We start from the raw sequence: 16732 nt of genomic DNA on the forward strand, positions 1-16732 counted from the left end.
CTATGTCGCAAGCAAACGGAATGAATTATGCTCCGCAAGGAAAGCCGAGACCCGTCGTAGGAACGGGAGAATACGCTGTCGCAGCGATGTCGCTGGAGCATGGGCATATCTATGGCATGTGCAACGGCCTGATCGAGGCCGGCGCGACGCTGAAGTGGGTGTACGATCCCGACCCGGACAAAGTCCGGAAGTTCGTTGCAGCCTATCCTCAAGTTCGGGCTGCAGACTCGGAGCAGCAAATTTTGCAGGATCCGGAAGTCTCGCTCGTAGCCGCTGCGGCGATTCCTTGCGACAGGGGACCGCTGGGCGTGAAGGTGATGGAACACGGCAAAGATTATTTTACGGATAAAACGCCGTTCACGACGCTGGAGCAGCTAGAGGAAGCGAAGCGGACGGTTGAGGCGACGGGCAGGAAGTACGCGGTCTATTACAGCGAGCGGCTGCACGTCGAAAGCGCGGTATTCGCCGGACAGTTGATCCGGGACGGCGCGATCGGACGTGTCGTTCAGGTGCTGGGCCTGGGACCGCATCGGCTGAATGCGCCGCAGCGGCCGGATTGGTTCTACGAGAAGGCGAAATACGGAGGCATTCTGTGCGACATCGGAAGCCACCAGATTGAGCAGTTTCTGTTCTATGCTGGCTGCGCGGATGCCCAGGTGCTGCAAAGCAAAGTGGCGAACTACGGGAGCAAGGCCTATGCGGAGCTGGAGGACTACGGAGATGCGACGCTGGTTGGAGACAACGGGGCGACGAACTATTTTCGCGTCGACTGGCTGACGCCGGGCGGCTTGTCGAGCTGGGGAGACGGACGAACGATCATACTCGGCACGAACGGATATATCGAGCTGCGCAAATATGTGGATCTTGCCCGGAATGCGGGCGGGGATCATCTGTATATGGCTAATGGGGAGGGCGAATATCATCTGGAGCTTGCGGGGAAGGTTGGATACCCGTACTTCGGAGAGCTGATTCTGGACTCCATCCATCGGACCGAGATTGCGATGTCGCAGGCGCATACGTTCAAGGCGGCAGAGCTATGCTTGAAAGCCCAAGCGAGTGCCGTGCGCATCGAATAGAAGGAGGCAGGCATCGAATGATGAAGCTGTCGGTATTTACCGTTGCTACGCCGGAGCTGGAACCCGAGGAGCTTGCCAAGGCTGCCGGGGAGGCAGGGCTTCATGCGATCGAATGGCGGTACGCGGACATTCCGCCGGACAAGGCAAGCGAAGCGCCGTCGTTCTGGGGAAACAACCGCTGCACGATTTCTCCCTCCGGAGGCCGCGAGGTGCTGGATCGCTATGCGAGGGCAGCTCAAGCTCATAACCTGAGCATTGCAAGCTTGACCCCTTATCTGAGAGCGGGAGATTTCGAGGCGACGGAGAGGGTGTTGGATGCGGCCCGGTATGCGAGAGCATCCATGATTCGCTTGGGCGTCCCAGCCTATGATCGAAGCCGGACCTTCGGGGAATTGTTCGAGCTTGGACGCGATTATTTGCTGGAAGCGCAGAGCTTGTGCCGCCAATACGGAGTGAAAGGGCTGATCGAGCTTCATCACGGGACCATCGCGGCGTCCGCTTCCGGCGGGAGGCGGTTGGTCGAGGGGCTGGACCCGGAGTGGGTGGGCGTGCTTTACGATCCAGGCAATCTCATTCATGAGGGCTTCGAAAACTATCGCATGGGTCTGGAGCTGCTGGGCCCTTATTTGGCTCATGTTCACGTGAAGAACGCCGGATGGGAGAAGACGGGAGCTTCGGAGGACGGCAGCGCGATCTGGCGCTGCGAGTGGGCCGGACTTCGCGAAGGGGCAGTGCCGTGGCGGCAGGTTATCGCGGATCTTCTGGCGGTCGGGTACGACGGTTACTTGGGGATCGAGGATTTCAGCCGGCAGTTCGCCGATTCTCGTGCGATGCTCGCTTATTTCTCCGAGACGATCGGCGGTTTGGTGCGGGAGCTTTCGACCGATGTTTGAGTTCGACTACCGCAGGACGCTTCCGTTCGAGCCTGTCTTCCATTCTCACCCCTTCTATGAAGTCTTTTATTTTCACGAGGGCAAGTGCAATTACTTGATCGGCGACCGGATCTATAACCTCGCGCCCGGCGATCTGATCTTGATGTACGGCATGACGCTGCATTGTCCGAAGGTCGATCCGGCCTTTCCGTACGTGCGATCGATCATGCACTTCGAGCCGGCGATATTGCGGCCTTATTTGGAGCTTCCTCATGCGGTTCCGATTCTGCAGCCGTTCGCGCAGTTCAAGAACCATCGGCTCGCCCTGCGGGGGGAGGACAAGGCCGAGGTAGAGCGAATATTGGTGCATATGGACGGCTTTCAGCGCAGAGGGGACGCCGTGTCCGCGAGCCGAATGCTGCTGGCGTTCGTGGATCTGCTTCATTTTATCTATGATCGCTGCTTGCAGTCGTTGAACGGGGCTCGGGAGTTCACGTCGGATAAGGAAAAAACGGTTCAGGACGTCATCGCCTTGCTGGAGAAGCGTTACGCGGACGACGAGCTGAACATGGACAAGCTGCAAGAGGAGCTCCATCTGAGCAAGTCTTATCTGGCGAAAATATTCAAGGAAGTGACCGGCGTTACGATCTTCGACTACGTCTATCGCAAACGGATCAACGAAGCGAAGATATTGTTTCTGCTTCAGCCGGGGCTGGCCGTCACGGATGCGGCGTTTCGGCTGGGCTTTAAGCATCTGGCTCATTTCAGCAGACTGTTCAAGGAACAGGTGGGAGTGACGCCGGAGCGATACAAGAGGCAATTGAAGGAGCATAGCGCCGGAATAGCAAGAGCGGGGGAATGATGGATGGACAGATTCGATCTGCGGGGCAAAACGGCGGTCGTGATCGGAGGCTCTTCGACGCTCGGCGGGGCGATGGCCGAGGCGCTAGCCGAGCACGGAGCGAGGGTGGCGCTGACGGGACGCAAGGCGGAGAACGCCGAGCCGGTTCGCGCACGCATTGAGAGCGCGGGAGGGGAAGCGAGATGCTTCGCTGTGGAGGCGACTTCTAAAGCCGACCTGGAGCGGCTGCTGGAGGAGGTGCTCCAGTGGTCCGGGGACGCCGGGGGCGTAGATATATTGCTTAATTGTCCCGGTGTAAACAGCGCGACGCCTTTCTTCGATATTACTGAAGAGGAATGGGACCGGATTATGTCGGTCAATGCGAAAAGCGTCATGCTGGCTTGTCAGATTTTTGGCCGGCACATGGTGGATAGGGGCCAAGGGGGCAGCATCATTCATCTGTCCTCGGCTTCTTCCGCTCCGCCGTTGTCCAAGGTGTTCGCTTATTCGGCATCGAAGGCGGCGGTGAACAATATGACGCAATTCCTGGCGCGGGAATTCGCTCCCGCCCGGGTAAGGGTAAACGCGATCGTCCCCGGATTTTTTCCCGCGGAGCAGAACCGGGCGATCCTGTCCGAAGAGCGGGTGGCCGCGATTATGGGACATACGCCGATGGGAAGGTTCGGAGATCCGAAGGAGCTCCAGGGGGCTGCGGTGTTTTTGGCTTCGGACAAAGCCTCGGGCTTCGTGACTGGAACGCTGCTACGCGTGGACGGCGGCTTTGGAGCAATGACCATATAACGCGATACGTGCTAGGGCGCTGGAAAGGGAGGTAAGTGTTTTATGCAAATGACGTTTAGATGGTATGGAGACAGCGACCCCGTGAAGCTGTGGCAAATCCGGCAGATTCCCGGGGTAACGGGCATCGTAAGCGCCATATACGACGTGCCGGTAGGCGAGGAGTGGCCGCTTGAACGCATCATGCATTTGAAGAAAACGGTCGAAGAGGCGGGGCTTGCGCTCAGCGTCATCGAAAGCGTTCCCGTTCACGAGCATATCAAGCTGGGCTTGCCGGATCGGGATCGCTTGATCGACAACTACGGGCGAACGCTGCGGAATTTGGGACAAGCGGGCATCGGCATCGTTTGCTATAATTTTATGCCGGTGTTCGACTGGACGCGCTCGCAGCTGGATTACGAGCTGGAGGACGGCTCGAATGCGCTTATTTATGAGGAAGAGGTCGTTCAACGGATGAATCCGCTGAGCGGGGAGCTGCAATTGCCCGGATGGGACAGCAGCTATCGCAAGGAAGACCTGCAGCTCCTGTTCGAGCAATACGCTTCCGTAGGCGAGCAGAAGCTGTGGGACAACCTGTCCTATTTCGTCAAGGCGATCATGCCGATTGCGGAGGAAGCCGGAGTGCGAATGGCGATCCATCCGGACGATCCGCCGTGGCCGATCTTCGGCCTGCCGCGCATCATTACGGACGGCGCCGCGCTGGAGCGGTTCATTCGGCTTTACGACAAGCCCGTTAACGGGTTATGCCTGTGCAGCGGATCGCTGGGCGCGAATCCCGACAATGACATTCCAGCTCTCATTCGCCGATTCGGTGCGGAAAGCCGGGTGAACTTCGTACATGCGCGCAACATCAAGCATACGGGCGAGCGTTCGTTTCAGGAATCGGCTCATTTGTCGTCGGCCGGTTCGCTGGATATGGCGGAGATCGTGCGGGCTTTGCGCGATATCGGCTATACGGGGCCCATTCGTCCCGACCATGGCCGGATGATCTGGGGCGAGACGGGCAAGCCGGGATACGGTCTCTATGATCGAGCCTTAGGGGCGGTCTACTTGAATGGCATGTGGGAAGCGATCGGCAAGGAAAGATCGGCTTCGGCAAAATAGAGGCAGGAGAATTGGCCGAAGGGGCGGTTTCTTCGTTGCGGCGGCGATGGTACAATGAAAGATGTTCGTCATCGGAGCGCGAGAGGATGCCGTACCTTTCGGCTGTCTTGCGCTCATCGCCCAAAAGGAGCTGTTTACATGCGTTCAGAACTGCTGGGACAACTGTCCCGAGAGAAAATCGTCGCGATCGCTCGCGGCTTTACCTTAGAGGAAACGCTGGCCGCGGCCCAGTCGCTGGCCGACGGGGGCATCGTTTTCCTGGAAGCTACGTTGAACACGGAGGGCGCGCTGCGGATCATTTCCCGCTTGCGGGAGGTTTACGGAGACCGCATGCGCATTGGAGCGGGCACCGTGCTCGACATCGGGCAGGCCAAGGAAGCGATTGCCGCAGGCGCGCAGTACCTGATCTCGCCTAACGTAGACGAGGAAGTGATCTATCACGGCGTGGAGCAGGGTCTTGAGGTGTGGCCGGGAGCGATGACCCCGACTGAAATCGTTCAGGCGTACAAGGCAGGAGCGTCCGCAGTAAAGCTCTTCCCGATGGGGACGCTAGGGATCGGCTACCTGAAGGAGGTTCGCGCGCCGCTGAACCATATCCCGTTGATTGCGACCGGCGGCGTCAATCTGCACAATATTTGCGAGGTGTTCGATGCAGGGGCTGTGGCCGTCGGCATGGGCGGTAAGCTGATCGATCCCGAGCTGGTCAGATCGGGCAGCTTCGACGAGCTGCGCGAGCGCGCCCGCGCGTTCGTGAACAAGGCGCAAGGAGCGACCGACGCTTAAGTCGGTCGTTCGCTCGCGAAGCAATAAGCGGAGCCTGAGGCGGGACCTCGGGCTCCGCTTGTTTGCTCCGAGCAGGCAGATAGTTGTGCAAACCTAAACTAATGTGCCCCGAACAGACGCCGAGCAGGCAGATAGTTGTGCAAACCGAAACTAATGCGCTCCGAAGCAGCCCCGAGCAGGCAGATAGTTGTGCAAACCGAAACTATGCGCTCCGAAGCAGCCCAGAGTAGGCAGATAGTTGTGCAAACCGAAACTAATGCGCTCCGAAGCAGCCCCGAGCAGGCAGATAGTTGTGCAAACCGAAACTAATGCGCTCCGAAGCAGCCCCGAGCAGACGGATAGTTTAGCAAACCGAAACTAATGAGCTCCGAAGTAGCCCCGAGCAGGCAGATAGTTGCGCAAACCGAAACTAATGCGCTCCGAAGCAGCCCTGAGTAGGCAGATAGTTGTGCAAACCGAAACTAATGCGCTCCGAAGCAGCCCCGAGCAGGCAGATAGTTGTGCAAACCGAAACTAATGAGCTCCGAAGCAGCCCCGAGCAGACGGATAGTTTAGCAAACCGAAACTAATGAGCTCCGAAGCAGCCCCGAGTAGGCAGATAGTTGTGCAAACCGAAACTATGCGCTCCGAAGCAGCCTCGAGCAGACAGATAGTTGTGCAAACCGAAACTAATGCGCTCCGAAGCAGCCCTGAGTAGGCAGATAGTTGTGCAAACCAAAACTAATGCGCTCCGAAGCAGCCTCGAGCAGGCAGATAGTTGTGCAAACCAAAACTAATGCGCTCCGAAGCAGCCCAGAGTAGGCAGATAGTTGCGCAAACCGAAACTAATACGCTCCGAAGCAGCCCTGAGCAGGCAGATAGTTGTGCAAACCGAAACTAATGCGCTCCGAAGCAGCCCCGAGCAGGCAGATAGTTGTGCAAACCGAAACTAATGCGCTCCGAAGCAGCACTAATGCGCTCCGAAGCAGCCCAGAGTAGGCAGATAGTTGCGCAAACCTAAACTAATTTGCCCCGAACAGACGCCGAGTAGGCAGCTAGTTTAGCAAACCGAAACTAATGCGCTCCGAAGCAGCCCCGAGTAGGCAGATAGTTGTGCAAACCGAAACTAATGAGCTCCGAAGCAGCCCCGAGTAGGCAGATAGTTGTGCAAACCTAAACTAATGTGCCCCGAACAGACGCCGAGCAGGCAGATAGTTGTGCAAACCAAAACTAATGCGCTCCGAAGCAGCCCAGAGTAGGCAGATAGTTGTGCAAACCGAAACTAATGCGCTCCGAAGCAGCCCCGAGTAGGCAGATAGTTGTGCAAACCGAAACTATGCGCTCCGAAGCAGCCCCGAGCAGGCAGATAGTTTAGCAAACCGAAACTAATGAGCTCCGAAGCAGCCCCGAGCAGGCAGATAGTTTAGCAAACCGAAACTAATGCGCTCCGAAGCAGCCCAGAGTAGGCAGATAGTTGCGCAAACCGAAACTAATACGCTCCGAAGCAGCCCTGAGCAGGCAGATAGTTGTGCAAACCGAAACTAATGCGCTCCGAAGCAGCCCCGAGCAGGCAGATAGTTTAGCAAACCAAACTAATGAACTTCGAAGCAACTCCAAGCAGCCCCCCAGCATACCTAGTTAGCGAGAGCGAGTCAGTTCAACGGAGGCTGAGGAGAGCCGTAGACGCCAAGCCGGTGTAGAACACTCTCGAAATCACGCTTGAGAGCTTGCTTTTCGTTAGGCTCCAGGAACGAAGCCTCAACCCCGTTCAAAATCATTCTTGAGATTTCCCCCAGCGTAAATCCGAATTTCTGTGCGATGACCTGATATTCCTTCGTGATGTTCGTCCCGGATACGCCGGGATTGTCCGTATTGACGGTGAACTTGACGCCTTGATCGTAATATTGGCGAATCGGGTATGCCTCCCATCCGTCCACGGCTTTCGTCTGAATGTTGCTGGTCGGACACAGCTCCAGCGGAATTTGCCGCTCGCGGACGAGATGAAGAATGCTGTCATCCTCTCTCAGCCTTACCCCGTGACCGATGCGCTCCGCACCTAAGCGAAGCACCGCTTCTTCGATATTTTCCGCGCCTGAGGCTTCTCCCGCATGAATCGTAATCGAAATGCCGCAGCTTCGGGCAGATTCGAATACCTCCCGGAAAAGGGCGGCGGGATAGGCCGATTCATCGCCCGCCAGATCTACGGCAACGAGGCCATGTCCGATATAACGCGCCGCCGCTTCTACGACCTCCAGATTGGCGGAGACGGTGTGATGACGCATGCAGATGGCGATTGCTCGGGCTTTTACTCCGAAATCCGCTTCTCCGCGCCTAAGTCCCTGGACGACGTGATAGATGGTCTGAGAAGCGGTTAAGCCGGCGGATCGGTGAAGCTGGGGGGCGAATCGAACTTCGATGTAGCGAATTCGCTGTTCAGCGGCTTGCTCGACGACTTCATAGGCGACTTGCTCTAACGCTTCGGAGGTTTGCAGATAGGGCAGCACGAAATCGAATTTCGTCAAGTACTCCGTCAAGCTCGCGCAATCCTCCCGCACCTGTACATATTGAAGAAGCTCCTCTTCGCTTGCGGCGGGAATAGGCATGCCTTGCCGTGAAGCCAGCCTAAGAAGCGTGGCCGGCTTGATGCAACCGTCCAAATGAACGTGTAGATCGACTTTCGGTAATTCCGGGATGAGGCGCAAAGGGTCCATGTCCGTTCACTCCTTACTCCATTTTATGTTACATAATATAACATGTGATTGTGGGATGTTGAATGGCTATGTCATGTATTAAAGAAAATTAACAAATAGACCGCGGATTCGCAGGCGGGATTGACTCCTCTGCCGCGATCAACGATAGTGAAAGAAGCAGCCAAGTACGGAATATGGGAGGACGACATGCATGGGCACGGGTAGCCTTTTTGATGCTGATTTGCTGATTAACCCCTATATTCCGAAGGTATACGCCTACTACTTTAAGCAGTGGGAAGATTTTCGCATGGCGTACCATAGACATGATTCAACCGAGATTATGTATGTGATCCAGGGCCAATGCGTTGTGGAGTGGAATGAAGGAAGCGCGGGCGAAGCCTCGGTCCGTCTGGAAAAAGGGCAATTGATCCTGCTGGACGCCAATGTACCTCATCGACTTGTGGTCGAGCAGACGTGCCGTATGCTTAATGTCGAGTTCGGCTTTACGCCCCATTCGGACATGTTCCCTTCGGTAAAGCAATTTGCGGAAGAGGAGGAGGCGCTGCACGGAATGCTGTCGGCACGCACCTCCTATCTGGTGCTGCAGGCTCCCGAAGAAGTCTATCACGCGCTGAAAAGCCTGGTGCTTGAGCTAGATTTTCAAGGCGGAGATGGAGGGGTTCTCGATCGGATGCTGCTGATGCAGCTGCTCATCCGTCTCGGGAGGCTGCGAAGCGAGCAAGGGAGAAGCCGAGTTCCATCCGCGGGGGCTTACGTAAAATCGAGCATCTCCTACCTGCTGCAAAATTACGATCGACCGCTGACGGTGAAAAAGATCGCTTCAAGCGTCAGTCTGCATCCCGGCTATCTGCAACGAATATTCAAGCTTCAGACCGGACGCACCTTAATGGAATACTTGACGGAGGTTCGGATGGACAAGGCCAAAATGCTGCTGGTGCATACGGATATCCCAGTCGCGGACATTTCGGATTATGTGGGAGCGGGAAGCCGGCAATATTTTCACGCCCTGTTTAAGAAGCATGTCCGCATGACCCCGGTCGAGTATCGGAATACTCAAGCCAAAGAACGCCGCGAAGAAATTAAAAGGTGATGATTTCTGACACTTCTCCGTGGAAATGGTGATGATCTCGATAACGCTTCCCGATGCGATCCTGCTACGATGAAGACGAGCAAATCAGAGGTCTCATTCAAAGTGCGGGAGGGATAGGACGATGGCATTCAAAATTGCGTTCATCGGCGCGGGCAGCATCGGATTTACGCGGGGACTGCTGCGCGACCTGCTGAGCGTTCCGGAGTTCAAGAGCATTGAGGTTGCTTTTACTGACATTAACGAGCACAACTTGAATATGGTGAAGGAGCTTTGCCAAAGAGATATCGCGGAGAACGGACTGGACATTCGCATTCAGGCGTCTACCGATCGACGGGAAGCGCTGGCGGGAGCGAAATACGTGTTCTGTACGATTCGATTGGGCGGATTGGAGGCTTTCGCTACCGATGTAGACATTCCGTTGAAGTACGGCGTCGATCAATGCGTCGGAGATACTTTGTCTGCGGGCGGAATCATGTACGGACAGCGGGGGATCGCCGAAATGCTAAGCATCTGCAAGGACATTCGCGAGGTGGCCGCCAAGGACGTGCTGCTGCTGAATTACGCCAATCCGATGGCGATGCTGACCTGGGCATGCAACCAGTATGGGGGCGTAAGGACGATCGGGCTCTGTCACGGCGTGCAAGGCGGACATTGGCAGATCGCGGAGGCGTTCGGTCTGGATAAGAAAGAAGTCGATATCATCTGCGCGGGGATCAATCACCAGACCTGGTATGTTCAAATCCGGCACAAGGGAGAGGACCTCACCGGCAAGCTGCTGGAGGCGTTCGAGAAGCATCCCGACTTCAGCCGTACGGAGAAGGTTCGCATCGATATGCTGCGTCGGTTCGGATACTACAGCACCGAGTCGAACGGACATCTGAGCGAATATGTGCCTTGGTACCGCAAGCGCCCCGACGAGATCGAAAAGTGGATCGACCTTGACAATTGGATTAACGGCGAGACGGGCGGTTATTTGCGGGTGTGCACCGAGGGGCGCAACTGGTTCGAGACCGACTTCCCGAACTGGATGAAGGAGCCGCCAATGAAGTACGCTCCGGAACAACGCGGAGAGGAGCATGGCTCTTACATTATTGAAGGCTTGGAAACTGGACGAGTCTATCGCGGTCACTTCAACGTTCGGAATAACGGCGTGATCGAGAACCTGCCGGCGGACGCAATTATCGAGGCTCCGGGTTATGCCGATCGCAACGGCATTTCGATGCCGCTCGTCGGCAAGCTTCCGCTCGGACCGGCGGCCGTATGCAATGTCAGCATATCGGTGCAGCGTCTGGCGGTCGAAGCGGCTGTCCATGGCGACGATCAGCTGCTGCGGCAAGCGTTCATGATGGACCCGCTCGTCGGCGCCGTATGCGATCCGAACGAGATTTGGCAGATGGTCGACGAAATGCTTGTCGCGCAGGAGCAATGGCTGCCCCAGTACGGAGCGGCCATCGCGGAGGCCAAGAAGCGCCAGGCGCAGGGCAATCTGATTCCGACGAAAGAAGGCTACCGCGGAGCGGCTCGGCTGCGCGTCAAGACGGTTGAGGAGATGCAGCAGGATCGGGACGCCGCCAACAAGAACGCCGGCGAATCGGACAAGGGCAAGGATCGGGCGAAGGCGTAGCATTAGGCTTTTGCTGCGGCAATTCTTATATAGCGGATATAAGTAAGGGGCTGTCCCATAAGGCAGCCCCTTAACTTTCGATTATTATTGCAATACGCTTAAAATCCGCTTCTCCGTGAATTTTCCCTATACTCGGCAGGCGAGCAGTTATACTTGCGCTTAAAAACCTGATAGAAAAAGTTGATGTTCTCATACCCCACCTCATTGGCAATCTTCTGAACGCTGACATCTGAATTTCTGAGGAGGATACAGGCTTGACTGAGTCGAATCTGATGAACCAGATCGATAAAATTGTTCCCGGTGATCTTCTTTAAGACCTTGCCCAGATAGTTCGAGTTAAAATTGAAATGTCGGGCTGTCGATTCCAAGGTCACGGTCTTGTATTGATCTTGGATATAATGAATGATGTCCGTTATTTGCGTATTTTTCAAAGCCGAATAGTTCCGTTCATTGACATCTCCCTTGTACACACGGAGCATTTCCGCAAAAAGAATAACCATATAAGAGCTGATAATTTCGTCGGTACACGGCTGCTTATCAAAGTACTCGCAAAGGATTGCATTCATGATTCGGCTTATTTTATCGTTATCGCCGGAACGAATTAAGATATACTCGTTGGAATGCTTGTTTTCATATATGGCATGGGTCAGAAAGCCTGAAAAGATGTCATTTCCGGAAAGCCTGCTTAGGAAAGCCCAATCGAAATAACTTTTCCTCATGAGGCAGTTTATAATGATGTCGTCTTTACCCGTATCCTCGATGGAATGAAAGGTGTTCGTGTCGAGAATGCATAGCTCGCCCTTTTTCATTGAAACGCTTTTGTTATTTATCGTTTGACGGCATTCGCCCGAATAGATATAGATCAATTCAATGAAGGAATGACGGTGACTTGCAACAGGCTTGAAGCGGGTGTGCACCGAGAAGGTGATATCTTGTCCCGGAGGAATAAACATAGCATCATCGAACGTATCGGAGAAATGAATGTGATATTCCTGTTTGAGAGCTTCCTTGTTTTCCGGAGTGTCGCAAGCCGCTAATAATGCCTCTATATCCGTATATTTTCTCAGATATAAATCAAGCTCCGCATCGGTCATAGGCCGCCTCTTCCCCCTTTGTCTTTTCAATCGATAGGTCAATTATAGGCGTTATCCTACTCAATGTATAGGATTGCGTTAGTCATAAATGGTCATGATACTCCTCTCTAATCGTCATTTATATATTCCTCGAAAAGCGGTAAAGTGGCTTATATATTACGAATTCAAGGCTGGGAAGAGGGATGATATGTTACGTATTGAGCAAATGACTGCAGACTATTTGGTCAATCCTGTCGGAATTGCGAAACTGCCGCAGTTGGGTTGGATTATGGGGAGCGATCGATCCAACGTGCTTCAACAATCGTATCGCTTGCAAGTCGCATCCGATCCGCGCTTTCAAAATCTTCTGATGGACAGCGGCACGGTAGAAAGCGATCAATCTGCCCATGTGGAGATCGAAGGGTTACAACTGTCTTCATCTTCACTTTATTATTGGAGAGTAAAGCTGACTGACGGAGCTGAGGAGAGCGATTGGAGTCAGACCGCTTTTTTCGCTACGGCTTTGCTTACCCATGAGGAGTGGAAGGGGCAATTCGTTTCGGCAGAAACAAAAGCAGACGCTTTGAATTCCAAGGGAACGTATGTCCGCCGCAAGTTCAGCGCGAAGCCCGGAATTGAGAGAGCCGTCGTCTATTCTACAGCCTTGGGTCTCTACAATCTTTACATCAATGGTGAAAGAGTCGGCGAGGATGAGCTTGCTCCCGGGTGGACTTCTTACAGAAAGCATTTGCTCTATCAGACGCATGACGTCACTCGGCTGGTGCAAAGCGGAGACAATGCGATCGGAGCGATGCTCGGCGCGGGCTGGTACAAGGGATTAATGGGATTCGCGGAGGAAAGAAATCATTACGGGGATCAAACGGCTTTGTTATGCCAGTTGGAGATTGTCTATTCGGACGGCTCCAAGGAAATTGTCGTAACCGATGGCAAGTGGAAAGGCGCGGATTCTCCGGTATTATTCTCTGAAATATATGATGGCGAAATCTATGACGCTAGGCTTGAGGAGAATGGCTGGAGCGGCCCGGAATATGACGACGAAGCCTGGAGATCGTCGGAAATCGTTGAATACGATACATCGGTGTTAGTGGCGCAAGCTGGAGGCAAGGTCAAAGAAATCGAACGAATTCCGGCTAAAGAGCTGATCATCACGCCTCAGGGAGATACGGTAATCGACTTCGGACAAAATCTGACGGGCTGGGTTCATTTTAAAGTGGACGGACAACCTGGCGAACGCGTTGTACTCAAGCATTTTGAAGTCTTGGACGCGGAAGGCAATGTCTATCTCGATAACATAAGAAAGGCAAAGCAAACGGTCAACTACACGCTGAAAGGCGGGAAGGAGGAGACTTATCACCCTCATTTCACCTTCCAAGGCTTTCGGTATATCCATGTCGTCGACTATCCCGGGGAACTGAAGCCTGAAGATTTTGAAGCGGTTGCCGTTCATTCGGACATGAGACCGGCAGGAACGTTCGAATGCTCCAATAAAGACGTCAATCAGCTGCAGCATAATATTAAGTGGGGAATGAAAGGCAATTTTGTAGACGTTCCAACAGACTGTCCTCAGCGGGACGAACGAATGGGTTGGACCGGAGACGCTCAAATATTCTGCAGAACGGCAAGCTACCTGATGGACACCTATACTTTTTTCAGCAAGTGGCTCAGGGATGTGAAAGCGGACCAGACGCCTGAGGGAGGCGTGCCGCACGTCGTTCCGGATATCGTATCGGGGAAAGCCGAGGATAACTGGCTATTGAAGCAGGGCACTCATTCGGCTGCGGCTTGGGCAGATGTTGCAGTCATTATGCCATGGACGTTATATCTCATGTACGGCGATACTCGAATATTGGAAGAGCAATATGACAGTATGAAAGCATGGATCGATTTCATGGAGAAGCATTCCGAGAACGGGATTTGGAATTACAAGCTTCAATTTGGCGACTGGGTTGCTCTTGACGCCAAGGAAGGCAGTTATTTCGGAGCCACTCCGAATGATTTGGTAGCTACCGCCTATTATGCTTATTCTACCGGGTTATTTTCGAAAATAGCAAAGAGATTAGGCAGAGAGCGGGATTATGACAAGTATTCGAAGTTATACCGCGAAGTCGTAGATACGTTCCAAAAAGAATATTATACCCCCAGAGGGAGAATGGCGGCCAGAACGCAAACTGCGCACATTGTCGCTTTGTATTTTGATCTTGTCCCGGATGAATTCAAGCAAAGAACCATCGAAACGCTGATCGAGTTGTTAAAGGAGAACGACGGACATCTTGTCACAGGATTTGTCGGCACACCGTATTTTTGCTTTGCCCTTAGTCAAAACGGCCGCTTGAAGGAAGCGTACGAGCTTCTGTTGAAGGACGATTTCCCATCATGGCTGTATCAAGTGAAGGCCGGAGCGACGACCATATGGGAGCATTGGGATGGCATCAAGCCGGATGGAACCATGTGGAGTCCGGATATGAATTCCTTTAACCATTATGCGTACGGCGCGGTAGGGGAATGGCTGTTCCGAGTGGCGGCAGGAATCGAAGCGGATGAAAATGAAGCGGGCTTTAAGCATATCCTTATCCATCCGCATATCGGCGGAGGCTTGGATTATGTAAATGCTAGTTATTCCACAGTATACGGCGACATAGTCGTTTCGTGGAATGCAGAAGGCAATAAAGTTCGTCTTAAGGTTACGATTCCGCACAACACAACCGCTTCCATTATTTTAAGCCAGGCAAAATCAGTTGCCGCTGAGTCGGAGAATCAATTTGTAAGGAATGAACAAGGGCTTACTGCTCATGTGGGATCGGGCGAGTACAGCTTCACATACGATATTTGAATAGATATCGATGCGTATTTTCTTGGGTTGAAACTAATGTGTACCGGAGAACGGGAGATATAGCATAAAAGCGTACTCAAAACCCCTCAATGGACAGCGATGTTCATTGAGGGGTTTGCTATGATCCCGTCTTGCCAAGCGCGAGAGCAAGAGCTTGGCGAGACGACAGGAAAAAGGGAATCCGATGGCGAATGAATGTGAATGGTTGTAAAGCGCTGTCAAAAAAGAGGGAGGATCGACATGGCGGAATCGCTGATTTTGCCGGTAAGCCAGCCATTCATTACTTCATGGTCCAATCATTCGCATATCCTATCCGTCATCGCCAGAAATTCAGACAGCCGGGATTGGATACTGTCGAACTATATTCAGCTGGAGCTGATCAAGGAGTTGAACGGGAATCGCCTGCTTCTGAATTATTCCTTCGTGAAGGCGCCAGAGGATGACTGTCCGTGGCTGAATGTGGCCAGAACGTCGAGGAAGGCCGTCGAAGACGGCGGGGGAGTCGTTGCTTTCCTGAAGCAGAGAATTCAGGACGGGCAATATATCTATCTGTTTCTCGACACTTTTTATTTGTCAGCGTATCCTTTCTACGCCATCGAGAGCAGCCCTCACGACCCTATGATTATCGGATTTAACGACAGCAGTAGGGTTTTTTATCTGGCGGATTTTCATCTCGTAGCCGGGGGGATCAACAAATACGGCACCTTCGAAATCCCTTACGAGCAGTTGGAGCAGTCCTTCTACAATCTGCATCCCGATCAGGATTATCTCCGGGGCATCGAGCTTTTCAGCTATCGCACGAATGCCCTGTACGGATTGAATATGAGCCTGATTCAACTGAGCCTATCCGACTATTTAAACGCGGAGTTTACGCAAGCGAAGGAGCTCAATTGGCTCTCCACGCCTGTTAAGGCCTACGGTGTCGCCGTGTATGACCACCTATTGGCCGAGCTCGAACGAATGAAGGAAGCGAATGCGGAGCCGGACTTTCGGCTGATTCATGTTTTCAACGATCACAAGATCCTGATGCAGCACCGTTTGCATCATCTGAAGGAAAAGGGAATCATAAGCGCTGAGTTGGCTTGCTCCTATGATCAAATTGCGAAAGATTCCAATGCGTTAAGGCAGAAAGCGCTTAAATTCGGCGTTACGAGGGCCAGAGAGAGGATCGCTGAGGCGGCAGACCTGGTCAAGCTCATCCGGAGCTCCGAAAACCGCGTTCTTCAATCTGTCATCGACGAGCTGAGATTAACGGAATTGCAGCCGCACACATAACCTTTTCCTCTATCCGCTTAACAGATGATAGGACACATCATGAGATGAGAGGGAGTCAAAGCATCTTGAAGAATCTGCTGTTCAAATCAGTTATGAAGAGCATGCTGGGCCTTATTTTTGAACCGGGAAAACGCAACGGGCGAGGAGAATTGATACTGAGACGGACAGCAGGGACATGGATTTTTCCGTTGTTCGGCTTCCTGCTCGCGGCTGTTGTGTTCTTCCTGGTGAACGATCCAAGCATAATGACCGCAGAGGAGACGCGTCAAGCGAAGCAAATTATGACAGGCATTATGTGCTTCATGGGGGCAATGTCGGTCATCATGGGTGTATCTACCACGATAGCGGCGCATGATAAGGTGACGACCTACCGGCTGTTTATTCGCAGATCTATTCGGTTTGAGGAAATTGAGGAAGTGTCTTATATCAAGCCCTTCGCGGGCTGTGTCGTACTGCGGGGAGCAAGGACAAGCGTGCGCATCCCTATGGATACGCGCGGCTTTCTGGAGTTCTACAAGCAGCTGAAGGAGCATGGGCTGCAGGCCGAGGCCGTGGAGCGCGAGCTGAAAAATCGGGCGAACACGCTGGAGAGCGTCGGGCATCGGGTCGTATGGTAAATTGCACGATCTAATTCGGAACATTGTGACCAATATAG

13 protein-coding genes are annotated in these 16732 nt (G+C 53.5%); 11 read left to right on the top strand and 2 right to left on the bottom strand.

Features of this window, described 5'->3' with window-relative positions; translation table 11 throughout:
• Nucleotides 1-2 precede the first annotated feature (2 nt).
• From ACFO1S_RS00330 to ACFO1S_RS00355, 6 genes are all read left to right on the top strand, one after another.
• A complete protein-coding gene (locus ACFO1S_RS00330; RefSeq protein WP_204604649.1) occupies nucleotides 3-1076 on the top strand; it encodes a Gfo/Idh/MocA family protein in 1074 nt (357 codons plus the stop codon).
• Nucleotides 1077-1096: 20 nt separating this feature from the next.
• Complete coding sequence (locus ACFO1S_RS00335; protein WP_204604714.1) at nucleotides 1097-1969, top strand: sugar phosphate isomerase/epimerase family protein; 873 nt, start codon at nucleotides 1097-1099, stop codon at nucleotides 1967-1969.
• Nucleotides 1962-2810, top strand: a complete 849-nt coding sequence (locus tag ACFO1S_RS00340; RefSeq protein ID WP_204604648.1) for a helix-turn-helix transcriptional regulator — start codon at nucleotides 1962-1964, stop codon at nucleotides 2808-2810. Before ACFO1S_RS00335 ends, ACFO1S_RS00340 begins: the two co-directional genes overlap by 8 nt.
• 3 nt (nucleotides 2811-2813) lie before the next feature.
• A complete protein-coding gene (locus ACFO1S_RS00345; protein ID WP_204604647.1) occupies nucleotides 2814-3590 on the top strand; it encodes an SDR family oxidoreductase in 777 nt (258 codons plus the stop codon).
• A 42-nt stretch (nucleotides 3591-3632) separates the two neighbouring features.
• Complete coding sequence (uxuA, locus tag ACFO1S_RS00350; RefSeq protein WP_204604646.1) at nucleotides 3633-4691, top strand: mannonate dehydratase; 1059 nt, start codon at nucleotides 3633-3635, stop codon at nucleotides 4689-4691.
• A gap of 138 nt (nucleotides 4692-4829) precedes the next feature.
• The gene (locus ACFO1S_RS00355; RefSeq protein WP_204604645.1) at nucleotides 4830-5474 is read left to right on the top strand and encodes a bifunctional 4-hydroxy-2-oxoglutarate aldolase/2-dehydro-3-deoxy-phosphogluconate aldolase; all 645 of its coding nucleotides are present in this window, start codon (nucleotides 4830-4832) and stop codon (nucleotides 5472-5474) included.
• 1631 nt (nucleotides 5475-7105) lie between these two features.
• On the opposite strand, the gene add is transcribed toward ACFO1S_RS00355, so the two are convergent.
• Nucleotides 7106-8164, bottom strand: a complete 1059-nt coding sequence (gene add / locus ACFO1S_RS00360) for an adenosine deaminase (RefSeq protein WP_204604644.1) — start codon at nucleotides 8162-8164, stop codon at nucleotides 7106-7108.
• 190 nt (nucleotides 8165-8354) lie between these two features.
• On the opposite strand from add, the gene ACFO1S_RS00365 reads away from it, so the two are divergent.
• Both ACFO1S_RS00365 and melA read left to right on the top strand, forming a co-directional pair.
• Entirely contained in the window at nucleotides 8355-9254 is a 900-nt protein-coding gene (locus ACFO1S_RS00365) for an AraC family transcriptional regulator (protein ID WP_204604643.1), read from the top strand.
• Nucleotides 9255-9375: 121 nt separating this feature from the next.
• On the top strand, nucleotides 9376-10878 hold the full coding sequence (gene melA, locus ACFO1S_RS00370; protein WP_204604642.1) for an alpha-glucosidase/alpha-galactosidase: 1503 nt from the start codon (nucleotides 9376-9378) through the stop codon (nucleotides 10876-10878).
• Between the two features lie 98 nt (nucleotides 10879-10976).
• Here melA and ACFO1S_RS00375 read toward each other — a convergent pair whose 3' ends face one another.
• Entirely contained in the window at nucleotides 10977-11972 is a 996-nt protein-coding gene (locus ACFO1S_RS00375) for an AraC family transcriptional regulator (protein WP_204604641.1), read from the bottom strand.
• Nucleotides 11973-12159: 187 nt separating this feature from the next.
• Here ACFO1S_RS00375 and ACFO1S_RS00380 point away from each other — a divergent pair, with 187 nt between their 5' ends.
• The 3 genes from ACFO1S_RS00380 to ACFO1S_RS00390 all read left to right on the top strand — a co-directional run bounded on the left by ACFO1S_RS00380 (nucleotide 12160) and on the right by ACFO1S_RS00390 (nucleotide 16694).
• The gene (locus ACFO1S_RS00380; protein WP_204604640.1) at nucleotides 12160-14802 is read left to right on the top strand and encodes a family 78 glycoside hydrolase catalytic domain; all 2643 of its coding nucleotides are present in this window, start codon (nucleotides 12160-12162) and stop codon (nucleotides 14800-14802) included.
• Nucleotides 14803-15042: 240 nt separating this feature from the next.
• Nucleotides 15043-16077, top strand: coding sequence for a hypothetical protein (locus ACFO1S_RS00385; RefSeq protein ID WP_204604639.1), 1035 nt, complete (start codon nucleotides 15043-15045; stop codon nucleotides 16075-16077).
• Between the two features lie 65 nt (nucleotides 16078-16142).
• Nucleotides 16143-16694, top strand: coding sequence for a hypothetical protein (locus ACFO1S_RS00390; RefSeq protein ID WP_204604638.1), 552 nt, complete (start codon nucleotides 16143-16145; stop codon nucleotides 16692-16694).
• Nucleotides 16695-16732 lie beyond the last annotated feature (38 nt).

This window comes from Cohnella boryungensis (genome assembly GCF_042651945.1).
In the GTDB taxonomy this organism is placed as follows: Bacteria; Bacillota; Bacilli; order Paenibacillales; family Paenibacillaceae; genus Cohnella; species Cohnella boryungensis.

Excerpts from the sequence above, each read along its gene's own strand:
- ACFO1S_RS00365 (WP_204604643.1), top strand. The coding sequence starts at position 8,355 with ATGGGCACGGGTAGCCTTTTTGATGCTGATTTGCTGATTAACCCCTAT.
- ACFO1S_RS00335 (WP_204604714.1), top strand. The coding sequence starts at position 1,097 with ATGAAGCTGTCGGTATTTACCGTTGCTACGCCGGAGCTGGAACCCGAG.
- ACFO1S_RS00345 (WP_204604647.1), top strand. The coding sequence starts at position 2,814 with ATGGACAGATTCGATCTGCGGGGCAAAACGGCGGTCGTGATCGGAGGC.
- melA (WP_204604642.1), top strand. The coding sequence starts at position 9,376 with ATGGCATTCAAAATTGCGTTCATCGGCGCGGGCAGCATCGGATTTACG.
- ACFO1S_RS00375 (WP_204604641.1), bottom strand. The coding sequence starts at position 11,972 with ATGACCGATGCGGAGCTTGATTTATATCTGAGAAAATATACGGATATA.
- ACFO1S_RS00355 (WP_204604645.1), top strand. The coding sequence starts at position 4,830 with ATGCGTTCAGAACTGCTGGGACAACTGTCCCGAGAGAAAATCGTCGCG.
- ACFO1S_RS00330 (WP_204604649.1), top strand. The coding sequence starts at position 3 with ATGTCGCAAGCAAACGGAATGAATTATGCTCCGCAAGGAAAGCCGAGA.
- ACFO1S_RS00340 (WP_204604648.1), top strand. The coding sequence starts at position 1,962 with ATGTTTGAGTTCGACTACCGCAGGACGCTTCCGTTCGAGCCTGTCTTC.
- uxuA (WP_204604646.1), top strand. The coding sequence starts at position 3,633 with ATGCAAATGACGTTTAGATGGTATGGAGACAGCGACCCCGTGAAGCTG.
- add (WP_204604644.1), bottom strand. The coding sequence starts at position 8,164 with ATGGACCCTTTGCGCCTCATCCCGGAATTACCGAAAGTCGATCTACAC.
- ACFO1S_RS00380 (WP_204604640.1), top strand. The coding sequence starts at position 12,160 with ATGTTACGTATTGAGCAAATGACTGCAGACTATTTGGTCAATCCTGTC.
- ACFO1S_RS00385 (WP_204604639.1), top strand. The coding sequence starts at position 15,043 with ATGGCGGAATCGCTGATTTTGCCGGTAAGCCAGCCATTCATTACTTCA.